The organism is Photobacterium sp. NCIMB 13483, from assembly GCF_003025475.1.
Taxonomy (GTDB): Bacteria; Pseudomonadota; Gammaproteobacteria; order Enterobacterales; family Vibrionaceae; genus Photobacterium; species Photobacterium piscicola.
In genome coordinates this window covers 69801-85954 of record NZ_PYLV01000014.1, presented here as the reverse complement: position 1 = coordinate 85954, position 16154 = coordinate 69801, and the positions used below count along the sequence as shown (strand labels likewise).

General features: G+C 42.1%; 13 protein-coding genes. 7 read left to right on the top strand and 6 right to left on the bottom strand.

Going from position 1 to position 16154, the window contains the following annotated elements:
- Nucleotide 1: 1 nt before the first annotated feature.
- From C9I86_RS12390 to hrpB, 4 genes are all read right to left on the bottom strand, one after another.
- Nucleotides 2-2101 carry an integrase gene (locus tag C9I86_RS12390; RefSeq protein WP_107276487.1) on the bottom strand — a complete coding sequence of 700 codons (2100 nt, stop codon included), beginning with the start codon at nucleotides 2099-2101 and terminating at the stop codon, nucleotides 2-4.
- Entirely contained in the window at nucleotides 2089-4044 is a 1956-nt protein-coding gene (locus C9I86_RS12385; RefSeq protein ID WP_107276486.1) for a hypothetical protein, read from the bottom strand. Before C9I86_RS12385 ends, C9I86_RS12390 begins: the two co-directional genes overlap by 13 nt.
- Nucleotides 4044-5486, bottom strand: coding sequence for a site-specific integrase (locus tag C9I86_RS12380; RefSeq protein ID WP_107276485.1), 1443 nt, complete (start codon nucleotides 5484-5486; stop codon nucleotides 4044-4046). The genes C9I86_RS12385 and C9I86_RS12380 overlap by 1 nt, the downstream gene beginning before the upstream one ends.
- A gap of 62 nt (nucleotides 5487-5548) precedes the next feature.
- Entirely contained in the window at nucleotides 5549-8008 is a 2460-nt protein-coding gene (gene hrpB / locus C9I86_RS12375) for an ATP-dependent helicase HrpB (RefSeq protein ID WP_107276484.1), read from the bottom strand.
- Between the two features lie 91 nt (nucleotides 8009-8099).
- Between hrpB and sfsA the strand changes: the two genes are divergently transcribed.
- From sfsA to panC, 7 genes are all read left to right on the top strand, one after another.
- Entirely contained in the window at nucleotides 8100-8813 is a 714-nt protein-coding gene (gene sfsA / locus C9I86_RS12370; RefSeq protein WP_107276483.1) for a DNA/RNA nuclease SfsA, read from the top strand.
- A gap of 129 nt (nucleotides 8814-8942) precedes the next feature.
- Nucleotides 8943-9392, top strand: coding sequence for an RNA polymerase-binding protein DksA (gene dksA, locus C9I86_RS12365; RefSeq protein WP_080158274.1), 450 nt, complete (start codon nucleotides 8943-8945; stop codon nucleotides 9390-9392).
- 321 nt (nucleotides 9393-9713) lie between these two features.
- Complete coding sequence (gluQRS, locus tag C9I86_RS12360) at nucleotides 9714-10598, top strand: tRNA glutamyl-Q(34) synthetase GluQRS (RefSeq protein ID WP_107276482.1); 885 nt, start codon at nucleotides 9714-9716, stop codon at nucleotides 10596-10598.
- Between the two features lie 54 nt (nucleotides 10599-10652).
- Nucleotides 10653-12083: a polynucleotide adenylyltransferase PcnB gene (pcnB, locus tag C9I86_RS12355; protein ID WP_107276481.1), complete on the top strand. Its 1431-nt coding sequence runs from the start codon at nucleotides 10653-10655 to the stop codon at nucleotides 12081-12083.
- Nucleotides 12080-12565 carry a 2-amino-4-hydroxy-6-hydroxymethyldihydropteridine diphosphokinase gene (folK, locus tag C9I86_RS12350; protein ID WP_080158277.1) on the top strand — a complete coding sequence of 162 codons (486 nt, stop codon included), beginning with the start codon at nucleotides 12080-12082 and terminating at the stop codon, nucleotides 12563-12565. Before pcnB ends, folK begins: the two co-directional genes overlap by 4 nt.
- Before the next feature lie 24 nt (nucleotides 12566-12589).
- Nucleotides 12590-13384 (top strand): 3-methyl-2-oxobutanoate hydroxymethyltransferase, encoded by a 795-nt coding sequence (panB, locus tag C9I86_RS12345; protein WP_080158278.1) that lies wholly within the window; start codon nucleotides 12590-12592, stop codon nucleotides 13382-13384.
- Between the two features lie 10 nt (nucleotides 13385-13394).
- A complete protein-coding gene (panC, locus tag C9I86_RS12340) occupies nucleotides 13395-14288 on the top strand; it encodes a pantoate--beta-alanine ligase (protein ID WP_107276480.1) in 894 nt (297 codons plus the stop codon).
- Between the two features lie 100 nt (nucleotides 14289-14388).
- Here the strand turns inward: panC and C9I86_RS12335 are convergent, their stop codons facing one another.
- The gene (locus tag C9I86_RS12335; RefSeq protein WP_080158280.1) at nucleotides 14389-15159 is read right to left on the bottom strand and encodes an ABC transporter permease; all 771 of its coding nucleotides are present in this window, start codon (nucleotides 15157-15159) and stop codon (nucleotides 14389-14391) included.
- The gene (locus C9I86_RS12330) at nucleotides 15156-16094 is read right to left on the bottom strand and encodes an ABC transporter ATP-binding protein (RefSeq protein WP_080158281.1); all 939 of its coding nucleotides are present in this window, start codon (nucleotides 16092-16094) and stop codon (nucleotides 15156-15158) included. Before C9I86_RS12330 ends, C9I86_RS12335 begins: the two co-directional genes overlap by 4 nt.
- Nucleotides 16095-16154: the final 60 nt, after the last annotated feature.

Below are 16154 nucleotides of genomic sequence, written 5' to 3'. Positions count from 1 at the left end.
TCTATTCCTCCTTCAATGCAAGGTGTTCACGACCTATAGCGTATTTTTTATAGCGTAATAACTCCTCCAGTTCTGACTTTGTGGATAAATACTCAACAGAACCTGGTTCGTAGCAGTGCAACTCTCTCCTCGTTGAAGCGATTAAATTTTCAACATTACTCGATGCTATAACTGCACATTTACTGCTAAGGCAATCTGCAAACTCTCCCAAAATTGAGCACTCACAAGTTTCCCTATTAGTACAACCACCAAGTAACGTCTTTCTGTAGCTCATCTCCCCACTATGAACTCTGTTGGCAGTTTCTTCCTTAAACTCCTCAACTAAGACTTCTCCATTTTTCAGCTTCCCTCTTTCCCTCTCAATATACCCACCAGTTTTACCATGTAAGCTCACACTATCATCTAAAAGGTCAGCAAGTAGAGCCTCTGCTGTAGCAAGTGACATTCCAATCTGAACCTCATACGCAACGTGACTTAATGGAAGCACGTATTTTCTTTCTTTTACATCATAGTGACCAAAGATAGTTTTAACGTTCTCATTATTACGACTGTAGTATTTCGACATCTCTTGTGAAAGATGTTTGAACTGCCTCATGAGAGTTGGGAGTGATACAAAACCACTATTCACAGCATAAAATGCAAGAGATCGTCTAAATTGATGAGTAGTTAGTGGCCACCTTTGTCCACACTGAAAAGTTGAATCTAGTGAGAAATCTCGGGTCGGGTCACTAGCTTGCAATACATCATAATCTTCTTCTCTTATCTTGAACTGTGGTTTATTGCAAAACTGTTTTGCTGTTTCTTTGAAAATTGTCACCTCTACTCTGTCTTTTTCAAAGTGGTTTTTCATGAATATCTTTACCGTACTAATTAGTAGAGGGCACTCTTCAGTGTCTAGGCTGACCATAGATGCATAGCCTCTAACGATCCTACGAAGTACAGTTATCGCATCCACAACTATAGGGTGAGCCAACCACGAGTCTTCTTTCTTATATCCCGTAAACTTAGTGGTTGTCGACAATAGCTCTACATAATTACCAGGAACCAATACGTTTCCACTATCACCTAATATAGGCTTATCTAGGGTTAGTTTAGAAACACAGTCATACTTTAATCTATTCACTTCGTCATTTCGCATTCCTGTGTATAGATGGATAAGTGATTTCATTTCGTACTGAATTCGAGCCAAGGCCCCGACAAGCTTTGCTCTGCCATTAATTTTGTAATCTGGATGCAAAAAAACATCCTGCAAATCATGATCAACAATCGCCTCCTGGATGGTTGGCCTAATAATAGGGTTTACAATCCCTTGAGCACGTTGCTGTTTTTTCTGCCCTTTTTTGTTTATGCCATAAAATGGGTCGGAAAATTCTTTGATAAAAAACTCTAACCTTTCTGTCTTAGCCTTGAGATATCCTACTCTTTCTGTCAAAAAGTTGATCATCTCAAGATATATTCTTGTCGGGATCAACGGGTGCTGATTATGCTCGCATTTTTCATGCAAGTTGGAGTCATTAACAACTTTATAACCAAGACGTTCTTCACCGATGATATTAAGATGCCCCAAAAGCGCATGGACTTTCTGCCTTCTGCGTTTATTTTCCAAGGTTTTAGCATAAGCAGCTAAATACCACTTATTTGAAAAAAGCTCTGACAAACTCAGACGCCCAAGCAAACGGTTTTCCCCGCTATCTATACAGAATTGTGCAGCATGCATTATGATGTAGTAATAATGCATCAGTGTTGTAATAGATAGAGAACCATTAGCACCTGACCTTACGTGATATAAAAGACAAAAGAGAACCTGCTTAATCTCATTAATTAGCTTTATATCTTTTTCAAGATTGTTGATTCCCATCAATGAACCAAAGCTCATTTTACAGTTTCCGGTAGCTGCCAGCCGGTAAGGTTTAAAGTTCCAGTCCATCGATCCGTAATAAGCCGTAACCACATTTTTTTTGTCACGACATAGAACAAAATCATCAGGAACATTATTGACTAGTGAAAGGGTGAACACATCCGGCGCATTACACTCCTCAACATTAGAACCCTCAGTACCTAGCGCTTGAAGATAACAACGATTCAATATTATTTTTTCCATAAACCCTCCAACTCTTGGTTCTCAAGAAAGATCAAACCTAGAGCTTCATATCGCTGAAGGCGATTCTCCCAGTAAGGAGTTAGCTCCCCAAGTTTAAATACCTGTTCACCAATTTTATCTACTTTTTCACAGCCAATTTGGGATTTCATTTTAATTTGTAAGAGTATCTGCCTTACTCTTGCGGACAGCATCAAAAAAAGCTCATTAGCCTTACCTGTATCTGTAACACTATTTAGAACACCTGTGACAATATAAAGCAGGCTAAACAACTTATGGATATCTTCATCCTCATTGGCATGACAAATATAGTGGGTACAAAAAAGACATCCATACTGTTTTCTACAGTCAGGTTCTATAGGTGGCGACTCAATCGCTGGTTGTGGGTTCTGGTAATCATCACAATGGCCAGCAGCAATTGGTTTGTGAGCGCAACTTTGTTCTGATTCTACATCCTGTATATGCTTCGATGCTTCATGAGCAGCCTCCCAATAGCTTGTGAGCTCATCCCTTGCTTTTTCCGGCGACACCTCCATATAGCTGCGTTCATTTGTTTCTTCTGAGTGATTTAATACATCCGCCACTGTTTTACGATCAATATCTGGTTGCTCATGTAGAAAAAGGCTTTTCGTTTTTCTAAACTGGCGAGCTGTCAGCATTTCAAAATTTTCGGGCATGAATATACCGATGATTTTACGACGCTGAAAGCTCCTTATCGCAGACTCACATACTGGCACAGGTACCCACGATTTAACTTGCAATCCAAAAAACAAAAAACTCTCTTTCCTTCCATCCAGTACCCACTCTCTTAATTTCAAGTACTGTCTAAAAAGCGAAACGGATCCGGATGCCAAATCGTATTGGACAATTCTCCCTGCGGCCCTGAACTTAATAGCTCGATAACTCTTGCTAATCACTGACTTTTCAAATTCTAATTGTCCATCAAACTTTAACTGAGCGATTTCACTTGCATATGCGCCTGTCAACATCATAAACAACATCTGATAAGACTGCATAGCGGTGGCGGCAAAAGCTCGACGGCACTTTGCGCGAGGATCTAAGTTTGCATCTTGAAGCCGTTTAGTTGTGCGTTTTAAGTTCTCCCTTAATTCCGCCTCTTTCTTTTCTGGGCACTTTTTAAAATACTCTTGCTCTGTTACCAACCTGCCTAGCTCATGGTTATAAGCATAAGTAGGACGGTTACAATAGGGTGTCACTCTATGTGTAGCGTATGGAAATAAATAGGTCGTGTAGTCAGGTAGTCTCAACAAAAAGGGCAAATCTTTCTCTTTAACAAGAAGACTCGTCAGCTCTTCAGCCAGCGACTTATATATATTGTAAGCATACTTTAACTCTTTTCGTTCGCGAGGTGCTGTAACAATTACATCTCCAACAAACTTCACAGTATTTGCAACCATAAAGTCAGCGGCCTGTTTTCCGTGAGCTACCTGAATAATAAAAGCAATGTTTACTTGAGTTATTTCAGCCTGTCTCGGTGTGAGTAGATTGCTATTAATCTTATGTTTTAGTTCTTTTGATACTTCTCTGTACGCGACCTCTGATTGTTCAGTGTCCTTCAAAAACGAAGCCGAAAACGCCCGATCGTCTATATAATTAAAAGCTCTCCGGACTCTTCCAATAATAGCCACCACAGAGGTCTCTTGATATCCAGATGTGACGATATACTCTATGAGATTGCGCAAAAAAACTCGACGATGCTTTATCAATGATTCTTCTATAACAAGGTAAGGATTATTAGCACTGTGATTCTGTCCTTGGACGAATTTTCTCTTAACATAGGCAATTGCGCCCAAGTCCACAGGTTGTTTCTTGCCAGCTTTCGACAAAGAAACAGTGATTTTTTCTGGATGTAGATAGTCTTTTTCTACTAAATCACGCAACGTAACTATTACAGTTTCTCGTACAACATAATTCGCATGAGACACTACACTACTCCCGAATCGATACCATATAAATCAAAGACACGTTCTTCATACTTCTGTTGAGCCGCTAACCTATCATCAACCGAATCAAACAACTTTAAGTAATGCTCGGTTGTTGAACGATCTGAATGATGTAATCGCTTTTGCACCATAGAAACAATATCCCCGTCAGTAATAATACCTTTGGCTGAAAGCGGCTGAAGAAAACGATAATAACGCAGAGCGAAGGTTGCTCGTAACCAGTGAAATGTAAAATCCGTTGGAAATATTTCGCCAGAATATTTCAGTAGCTTCTTTTTCATGTAATTGGTATTACGTCCTTGAGGTCTACTTTTCTTCATCTTATATCTAGGATCTGTCTTAGCCATATAATGAGGCTCCCCTTCAGGAGAAAGGAATATATACATATCCTCTTCATATAAATCGTCACCATTTTTAGATACAAACTTATTACGCCGATCTTTAGCTTTTTGGCACTTTGTATATACACAGATTTGTTCTGCTAATGCCCTTGGAAAATACAGTACTTGTGGCTTATTAAATTTAGTATCAATACCAGTACCTGGGCCAGCATTGAGCTTATACGTCCCATCAGGCAAGAGTTTATCCGGTGTGAATGCATTTAAGTGTTTCATTCGCATTGTTAGAATAGTCTGCTTTCTTGCGCCTGTATGCATGGCGATATAGTGCATAAGACGTTCATCAACTGAAAAAGCTTTAGTCTGTAAAACTTTCAGTAAATCTTCCAACTCAGTATCTCGAAGAGGCCGCAGTTCTTCGCCGTACTCTCTAACAAAACCAATACGTACAGGGTTGGGTTGACGACTAACAGCTAAACTCTGCCCACGCTTTTCAATATTAATCCCATAACTTCTTCCATATGAGTTTTTAGTAAAAGCCCGCACAGACTCAACAGTGTCAACTCTTTCAAGGTCTATTAAAGAACTTGGCTCCTCAGAAAGATACTTATAAAAGTCATAAATAACCTTTGTTCGTTTGTTCAGATTGGCGCGTTTGATATCACCGTTATTTACCTGTTGTAATAACTCGAAAAAGTATATGTAAGTAGGTCGTGCAGGCTTACGACCAGAGAAATTCATAAGGTCTATATTTTTATGATCGCAGAATATCTTGTAGTCGAGCAGCATACTCGCTCTTTGTCGTAACGCATCTGAAACGGTATATCCCTTTTTGTTCTCAGTGGCTGAGGAGAATAAAAAAAGGTTGGCCTCGACCCAGGGCGAGCCGTCAAGGTTTAACAGGAAAGGAAATAAATAGATGTCGTGCCTTGCATCTAAAGCCAAGTGAGGGGTCAAAAAATATGTTTCCTTACCTCCACATGACCTACTAATCGATTGTTTACTGACTGGTGTTGAGCTTATTTCTGCGTAGGTATTTTCGACATGACGAATGAGTATGATCCTTTCTTTCTTAGACAGTTCCATGCGCAACCTCCCCTATGCAAAACACACTGACCTGTCAATCATTGTATATCACACACGCAGTGTCAATATTGAAGATCCCAATTGCGCTTGGGATAACGCCCTTTCATTTCTTTTTGAACTTCCTTGTATGATCCCGACCAAAAACCCGCTAAATCTTGCGTGATCTGCAATGGTCGTTGCGCTGGTGATAACAACTCCAGCACTAAAGCCACTTTACCGTTAGCGATAGTCGGCGTTGTTGGCTCACCAAACATTTCTTGTAACTTAACCGCCAACACGGGTTGTTGCTGTTCTTGATAACGGATCGTTATATTTGATCCCGTTGGCACTTGATAATGGGTTGGCAATAATTGATCGAGTTGTTGTTTATTATTCCAACCAAGATAAGCTTCTAGTGCCATCGCCATATTGACTTTTTGTAAGCCTTTTAACGTCGTAATCCCGTTTAGATAAGGCAATAACCATTGTTCCGCATTAAAGAGTAAACTCGCCTCGTCTAACGCTGGCAAACCAAGTTCAGGTAACCATTGATTGGCACAACGACCACGAATCAATAATGCATTGGCTTTTTCTGTCCAATGTAAAACACTCAATCCTTTACGTTTAACTGCGTTGAGTAATGCTTCACTGGCTAATGCGGGATCTGGCGTGGCAGCAAGGCTACGCGCGACAATTAATTTGCCACAATAAATTCGATGCTCAGCACTTAAACGGCCTTTTTTATCATCCCAATCGAGCCAATCACATTCAGTAAACAATAACGGTAAGGTTTGTTGTAATACACTGACGTCAGCTGCAATGGCTGAGAAAATACGACTATCACCTTGACGGGTTTTAACAACATCAGCCACCACTAACAATGGTTGAGAAGCAAGGCTTTGGCTACTATCAAGTACTACCCCTTGACCATTGGCTAACTGATAACGACCATCATCAGTGCGGGACTGCGCAATACGATCAGGAAAACCAACCGCAAGTAAAATAGCCGCCCAATGATTATTAACCTTGAGCGGTGTATTTTTAGATACCGCTAGCGTTGTAAGGTGTTGTTGCGCCCGTTGCAAATAAGCATGACTTCTAGCGAGTTTCTTGGTCTCAAGTAAGTGCAGCTGAAACGCTAAATCTGGATTATCAATACCACGTGGTGGATCTTCTAATAACGCCACCAGCATTGCTGCTGTCGTTACAATAGTGAGATCTTGTTGCTGATGTGCGCTTTGTTGAGCAAAAGCCAGCATTGCGCCATAACGTGGATCTGCGCCTATAGTTTGCATCACTTGCCCACGTGGTGTTTGCTGACCACGTTCATCAATCGCGCCTAATTGCTGCAATAATTGCTGAGACTGTTGCAATGCAATCATTGGTGGCACATCTAGCCATTGTAAGTCTTGTGGATCATGACATCCCCATTGCACCAACTCCATCGCCAGCGCGGTTAAATCACTGCGCAAAATTTCAGGTTGAGGTGTTGCTGGTTGACGTTGTAATAATTCCTCACTGTACATCCGTAAACAAATACCCGCTTCTAAGCGTCCAGCACGACCCGCACGCTGCTCTGCCGATGATTGAGCAATACGTACTTGCTGTAAGCGACTAATCCCTGTTTTTGGCTCCCACTGTGCGATCCGTTCAAAACCACTATCAACCACTAATCGAATTCCCTCAATGGTCAAACTGGTTTCGGCAATATTGGTCGCCAGTACTACTTTGCGTTGACCGATTGGAGCAGGATTAATGGCTTGCTGTTGTTGTTCGATGGGTAACTGACCATACAACGGACAAATATTGATAGGGCTATTGTTATTGGTTGTCGATAAACGTGCAGCCAATGCTTGCGCGAGGCGTTTTATTTCACCAACACCGGGTAAGAACGCTAATACCGAACCGGATTCTTGTGCGAGTAACTGGCTAATCGCAGCCGCCATGTGATCAATTACATCCCGAGGGTCATTAACATGTTGGTAGCGATATTCCACCGGGAAACAACGTCCTTGTGACTCAACATACGCCGCAGTAGGAAGTAGCTGTGCCAATGCGGTTTGATCTAGAGTGGCTGACATTACCAATAATTGTAAATCATCCCGCAGGGCTTGCTGAACCTCAATCGCTAACGCTAATGCAGTATCGGCATGAATACTGCGCTCATGAAACTCATCAAAAATAATTAGCCCAATTCCAGCCAGTTCGGGATCATGCTGCAACATTCGCGTCATAACGCCTTCCGTCACAATCTCTAACCGTGTTTGGGCACTGACTTTAGTTTCACCACGCACTCGTAAGCCAACAGTTTGACCAACACCTTCACCCAATTGCTGCGCCAAATAACTCGCAATGTTTCTCGCCGCTAACCGTCGCGGCTCCAACATAATAATTCGCCCCTCGATGGTATTTGTTTCCAACAACGCCAATGGCAAACGGGTTGATTTACCCGCCCCTGGTGGAGCTTTTAAAATTATTTGAGTATGGTTAGCGAGTGCCGCAAACAAAGTAGCTAAAACGTCATCAATAGGGAGTTGTGACAAGGGCGTCACCTTATGTCATGATCAAAACAGAATCACATTGTAACGAAAGCCTACCGACAACTAAAAATAATAATCCATACTTGAGGCCAAAATGAAATTTGCTCCGCCACTACACGCAGCCACTTTAATTAAACGTTACAAACGCTTCTTAGCTGATATCACATTAGATAATGGTGAGATTAGAACCATTCACTGCGCCAATACTGGGGCGATGACGGGGTGTGCAGAACCTGGGACCACGGTGTGGTATTCAACCTCTGATAATAAAAAACGCAAATACCCTAACAGCTGGGAATTAGCGCAAACAAAGCACAATGATTGGATTTGTGTTAACACCATTCAAGCCAATCATCTGGTTAAAGAAGCGATAGAACAACAACGTATCATTGAACTCAATGGTTACGATAATTTACGTACTGAAGTGAAATACGGTACTGAAAATAGTCGCATTGATTTATTACTTGAATCACAAACCCGTCAGCCCTGCTATATTGAAGTAAAAAGTGTGACTCTGCTGGCTGATAATGGCCAAGGTTATTTTCCAGATGCGGTTACTACTCGTGGTCAAAAACATTTACGCGAACTGACCGAAATGGCACAACAAGGATCACGAGCGGTTTTATTTTTTGCGGTGTTACATACGGGAATTAATCAGGTCAATGTTGCGCAGCATATTGATCCAGAATACGCGCGATTATTACACCAAGCTATCAGTGCGGGAGTGGAAATTCTTTGCTATCGAGCAACTATCAATGCTGCTGAAATAAAACTCGAAGACTGTATACAATTTCAGCATTTGACATAAAAAATGCTGTTTTCTTCACATTGACGTAGAATTGAAGTTATACATTAATTGCCACGCAGTAACCTTTCTGGTATAGATACCGCCCAAAATTAACCAGTGACGGTTATTAGGTACATTAGGAGATGCTATATGCCAGAGACCAACGTTAAAAAATCACTAGGCATCCTGGCTATTGCTGGGGTTGAACCTTATCAGGAAAAAGCTGGCGAAGAATACATGGGCGAAGCTCAATTAGAGCATTTCCATAAAATTCTATCAGCATGGCGTAACCAACTTCGCGTTGAAGTTGATCGCACTGTAAACCACATGCAAGATGAAGCCGCTAACTTCCCCGATCCAGTGGATCGTGCCGCACAAGAAGAAGAGTTCAGCCTTGAACTTCGTAATCGTGACCGCGAGCGTAAACTGATCAAGAAAATTGACAAGACAATCAAGCGTATCGAAGAAGATGATTTCGGCTTCTGTGATTCTTGTGGTGTAGAGATCGGCATTCGCCGTCTTGAAGCTCGTCCAACTGCAGATCTTTGCATCGACTGTAAAACACTTGCAGAGATCAAAGAAAAGCAAATGGCTGGCTAATTACGCCTTTAATCAGGTCAAAGCTAATTTTAGAGGGAGCGTAAGCTCCCTCTTTCGTTTACACTAGCGCTCAAAATAACACGCTGTAATTAACCTAATGGTTGTTTACTTACCGATGTCGCACGAGCTCTGCCTTGTAGTCATAACCACGCGTTATAGATAACTAGGCACCAAACTGAATAGTGCTCTCATTGCAGAGAGTCTTATTCAGTTTGGAGGGAATATATCTTGTCATATTTACCCCTGACTCTGGGCGACATTTACATTGCCGTACCAAGTTAGATAATAATCTATTTGGATTTTATAACCGTTCATTAATGTATGACTAACACAAATCAATATGTCGGTCGTTTTGCACCATCGCCCTCAGGGCCATTGCATTTCGGATCGTTAATTGCAGCTCTTGGTAGCTACCTCCAAGCAAAATCTCAGCAAGGGAAATGGATAGTTAGGATCGAAGATCTTGATCCACCTCGCGAAATGCAAGGGGCAGCTGATGATATTCTGCGCACACTGGAAGCCTTTGGTTTTATGTGGGATGGCAATATCATCTACCAAAGTTTACGTCTTGACGCCTATCAGGCTCAGATCGAAACTTGGTTAGCACAAGGGAATGCATATTACTGTCAGTGTAGTCGAAAAGACATTAAACAAACGGGCGGCTATTACCCTGGTACCTGTCGTACCCTCAATCAACGGCACAGCAATGGTGCGGTTCGATTACAAGTAGACACACCAATAACCCATTTCGATGACCGATTACATGGCCGTATCGAATTGCCATTAGCATTGGCGAGTGAAGATTTTATCATTCGTCGCCGCGATGGCTTATTTGCTTATAATCTTGCTGTAGTGCTAGATGATATCGAACAAGGGATCACCGAAGTTGTACGCGGTGCAGATTTAATTGAGCCTACTGGGCGTCAAATTGGTCTGTACCGACAACTAAGACATCCTGAAGTGAGCTATTTGCACTTACCGCTCGCCATTACTGACAATGGCAATAAATTGTCAAAACAAAATCATGCGCCAGCGATTGATAAACACAATCCTCGGCCTGCATTAATGGCAGCGCTACGCTTTTTAGGCTTTTCGCCTCCGACAGAGCTTGTCACAGAAAGCGTAGAACAAATTTTACAGTGGGGCATCACTCATTGGCAGCTCAAGCAGCTACCAAAGACGACTGCTATCACACTAGCATTCTAAAATAGTCTGCCGTGATATATCATACACGGCTGTTTGTTGAACCATGTGCACAAAATGGGGTGTATTATCTTTAATCGAGTAGCCAACTTTTGCCGTAAAGTATTGAATCGCGACAGTAGTACTCGCGTTCCAGAGGAACAAACTTTGCAAGTTTACCAACGCCCAGAGCACGGCATTTCACGAAAAGATATCAGCGAAAATGCGCTGAAAGTACTATATCGTCTAAACAAAGCTGGTTACGACGCTTACCTTGTTGGTGGCGGCGTCCGCGATTTATTGCTCCACAAACAGCCGAAAGACTTCGATATTGCAACCAATGCAACACCTGAAGAAATCAAAAAACTGTTTCGTAACTGTCGTTTAATCGGCCGTCGTTTCCGTCTTGCTCACATCCTATTTGGACGTGACATTATTGAAGTAGCAACCTTTCGAGGCCACCACTCAGACGCGCCAATACAAGTGACACCGCCTAAAGATAAGCAAAAACCACAACTATCTTCTCGCAGTGAAGAAGGCATGTTATTACGTGATAATGTTTACGGCACCATCGAAGAAGATGCAGAACGCCGTGACTTTACCATTAACGCACTTTATTACAGCGTTAAAGACTTCACGGTTACTGACTATGCCAAAGGTATTGAAGATCTCAATAATCGTGTAATTCGATTAATGGGTGATCCAGAAACCCGTTACCGTGAAGATCCTGTACGTATGCTACGAGCGGTACGCTTTGCTGTTAAGCTAGACATGGATATAGATCCTGTTACCGCTGCGCCAATTCGTGAACTCGCAACACTGATGCAAGATATTCCATCTGCGCGTCTGTTTGAAGAAAGCCTTAAGCTACTGCAATCGGGTCAAGGTCTAGAAACTTACCGTATGCTGCGTGAATACAACTTATTCCAGCAGTTATTCCCCATTTTATCTGACCATTTCACGGAGAATAACAGCAGCAAAACAGAGAAAATGATCGAGCATATCCTTGCCTCGACCGATAAACGAATGGCTGAAGATAAACGTGTTAATCCAGCCTTCATTTATGCTGCAATGCTGTGGTATCCAATGATGACCCGTGCAGAAGAAGTCTCTTTTGCCAGTGGCTTATCATTCTATGATGCCTTTATGGTTGCCAGTAACGATATTCTTGACGAACAAGTGCGCTCCATTGCGATTCCACGTCGCCATACCACGACCGTTCGCGATATCTGGCAGCAACAATTGCGCTTTAGTCGTCGTAGCGGTAAACGTGCCTTTAAGACCATGGAACACCCTAAATTCCGTGCCGCTTATGATTTCTTAGAAATGCGTAGCTTGTTTGAAGGCAGCGATATCAAAGAATTAGCACTATGGTGGAATGAGTTCCAAGACGCAGATTACAACCAACGCGGTCAAATGGTAACTCACATCAATGATGGTGGTGCTCGTCGTCCACGTCGTCGTCGCCCACAGCAACCACGTCGTAAAAAACCACAAGTAAAATCATGATTCGCGCTTATATTGCGATTGGTAGTAACTTGGGCGATCCTGTCGCCCAAGCTCAAACTGCTATCAAAGCACTGCAACACCTACCCAATACACAAGTTATTAGCGTCTCCTCGCTGTACAGCAGTACACCTATGGGACCGCAAAATCAACCTGATTACATAAATGCGGTTGTTGCTATCGACACCACATTAGCTCCGCTTGAGTTGCTTGATCACACTCAAGCAATTGAGCTCGAACAAGGACGTGTTCGCAAAGATGAACGCTGGGGTCCACGGACACTAGATCTCGATATTCTTTTATATGGTGATCTACAGCACCAGTGTGAGCGCTTAACCGTGCCGCACTATGGAATGAAAGTACGGGAGTTCGTACTGTATCCACTTGCCGAAATTAACCCTGCTTTAGTTTTGCCTGATCACACTTCTTTATGCACGTTATTGACTCAGGTTAACCGTAATGGCTTAGCTATTTGGCAAGCATAAATTCATCAGAGCGAGAAAGAAGCTATGAAAAAAATCACCATCAACGATCTCCTAAAATGGAAGCAAGAAGGTCGTAAATTTGCATCAGTAACAGCATACGACGCGAGTTTTTCTCAATTATTTGAGCAGCAGAATATGCCGGTTATGTTAGTCGGTGACTCGTTAGGCATGGTTCTCCAAGGCCGTAACGATACCCTTCCAGTAACCATTGATGACATCGCTTACCATACGCGTAGCGTTCGTGCAGGCAGCCCTAACTCGCTGCTAATGGCTGACATGCCATTCATGACCTTCGCAACCCCAGCACAAGCTTGTGAAAATGCCGCAAAACTAATGCGCGCAGGGGCAAATATGGTCAAAATCGAAGGTGGCGCTTGGGTTGCTGAAACAATTTCAACCCTTACACAACGAGCTGTCCCTGTATGTGCTCACCTTGGTTTAACACCTCAGTCTGTCAATATTTTTGGCGGTTATAAAGTTCAAGGCCGCAATTTGGATCAAGCTGAGACAATGGTTAATGATGCCATTACCCTCGCTAAAGCTGGTGCCCAAATCATCGTATTGGAATGTGTTCCAGCAAGCCTTGCTGAACGTATTACCAAGGCGGTGGATGTGCCTGTAATTGGTATCGGTGCGGGTAATGCGACCGATGGCCAAATACTGGTTATGCACGACATGTTTGGTATTTCTGCAAACTACATGCCGAAGTTCTCTAAGAACTTCCTTGCAGAAACAGGAGATATGCGTGCTGCGGTTACTAAATACATTGAAGATGTTGAGTCTGGTGCATTTCCAGGATCTCAGCATACCTTTGAATAAGGAATAAGAGATGCAAACATTCGCCGATATTGCCCAGTTAAGAGAGCAAATTACGACGTGGCGCCGCGCAGGCCGTCGAATTGCCTTTGTTCCAACCATGGGTAACTTACATGAAGGCCATCTTACGTTAATGCGTAAAGCACGTAAGCATGCTGATGTTGTTGTTGCGAGTATTTTTGTTAATCCAATGCAGTTTGAAAAAACTGAAGATTTAACCAATTATCCACGTACTCTTGAACAAGATATTGCTAAGTTACAACAGCAAAATATGGTGGATGTGGTATTTACTCCAACCCCAGAAATCATGTACCCAGCCGGGCTTAATAATCAAACTTACATTGATGTCCTTGGATTATCGACTATTTTAGAAGGCGAATTACGTCCCGGTCATTTCCGTGGCGTAGCAACCATCGTTAATAAACTATTTAATATCGTCCAACCCGATGTGGCTTGTTTTGGCGAGAAAGATTACCAACAATTGGCGCTTATTCGTCAAATGGTGATTGATCTAGCGATGGATATTAAAATTGTTGGCGTACCAACAGTACGTGAAATGGATGGCTTAGCCATGAGTTCACGCAACGGTAACCTTACCGTTGATGAACGCCAACGTGCACCTGTTTTAGCCCGTACAATGCGTTGGATCAGCAGCCAAATGCGTGGTGGTCGTAATGACTATGACGAATTAATTGTTGATGCTAACGATCAACTCCGTGCTGCAGGCCTGCAACCAGATAAAAGCTTTATCCGTGATGCAGTAACCTTATTGCCTATCACTGACACAACCCAACAAGCGGTTATTTTAATGTCAGCACAATTAGGTAAAGCACGTTTAATCGACAACCAAGTAGTAGACTTATCCCCTGCTGTCGCGGTTGAAGAAGACGTCGCTGAAGCTAATTAATAGCTAAAGGCTGACTAAAAAATACCGCCCGTTAACCATTAACGGGCGGTATTTTTTTAACTATTATTTGTTAGGTAGCTTAAGCTCGTGCTCAATACGCTTATGAACGTAAGCCAATCCCACGAGAAATCAGGTAATAAGCCACACCATAAAGTGCAATAACAAACACACTTAATACCGCAAATGACGTTCCAATACCCACATCAGACACCCCTAAAAAACCATATCTAAAGGCATTAACCATATACACAATCGGATTGACCTTTGACACCACTTGCCACACTTCAGGCAATAGATTAATTGAATAGAACACACCACCAAGATACGTTAATGGGGTTAACACAAAGGTTGGAATAATACTGATATCATCAAAAGTACGTGCAAAAATAGCGTTAATTAATCCACCCAATGAAAACACAATCGATGTCATCACTACCGTTGCAATGATCACCCATAGATGAGCAATATTGAGTGAAACAAACAACAATGACACCACAGAAACAATCAACCCAACACCTAACCCACGCAGCACACCACCGCCAACATAACCGGCAATAATGATATAGTTAGGTACTGGTGCAACGAGTAACTCTTCGATGTTATGTTGAAATTTGGCACTAAAAAAAGAGGAGGCAACATTAGAATAAGAGTTAGTGATCACCGACATCATAATCAGTCCGGGCACAATGTATTCCATGTAGCTAAAGCCTTCCATGTCACCAATGCGCTGCCCAATCAAATTACCAAAGATAATAAAATACAGCGTCATCGTAATCGCGGGTGGTACCAAGGTTTGTACCCAAATTCGAGTAAATCGATGAATTTCTTTGGTAATTAAACTTTTAAATGCAATCCAATATTGTTTTTTCATTCTTTATCACCTGCCACAGCAGAAGGTCGATCTGTATTAACTAGGTTTACAAATAACTCTTCTAAACGGTTACTCTTATTTCGCATTGAACGCACCACAATACCTTGAGTCGTTAAGGTGCTAAAGACGCTGTTTAAGTCATCGCCTTTATTAAGATCGACTTCAAGAGTATTACTGTCTATCAATCGACACTCACCCACCGCAAGAGTTGGTGTAACTGTTGTGGTATCAATATCTAAAATAAAGGTTTCTAATTCAAGCTGGCTCAATAAGGCTTTCATTGAGGTGTGCTCAACTAACTCACCATGATTAATAATACCGATATTGCGACACAACATTTCGGCTTCTTCAAGGTAATGAGTGGTTAAAATGATCGTTACCCCTTCACGATTAATACGCTGGAGAAAGGTCCACATTGAGCGACGTAGTTCAATATCAACCCCAGCGGTAGGCTCGTCTAAAATCAACAACTTTGGCTCATGCATTAATGCTCGAGCAATCATTAATCGACGCTTCATACCACCAGAAAGATTACGAGCACGATCATGACGTTTACCCCACAAATCTAATTGGGTTAAATATTTTTGTGCCCGTTGTTTCGCCAGTGTTCGTTCAACCCCATAAAAACCCGCCTGATTAACAACAATCTGTTCAACGGTTTCAAAAGGGTTAAAATTAAATTCTTGTGGCACTAGGCCAAGCTGATTTTTAGCATCCACTTTTTGAGTATCTAAGTCATAACCAAAAATACTCACGGATCCCGAAGTTTTATTAACCAGCGAGCTAATAATCCCGATGGTGGTCGATTTACCCGCACCGTTAGGCCCAAGCAAAGCAAAAAAGTCTCCTTGCTCGACATTAAGACTCATATTTTTCAGCGCCTTTACGCCGCCTTTGTAAGTTTTGCTTACATTTTTTATTTCTAAAGCGTTCATTATATGCAATCTTTCTGTTAAATATTTATAGGCTAGTGACAAAACACTAACAACTAATCC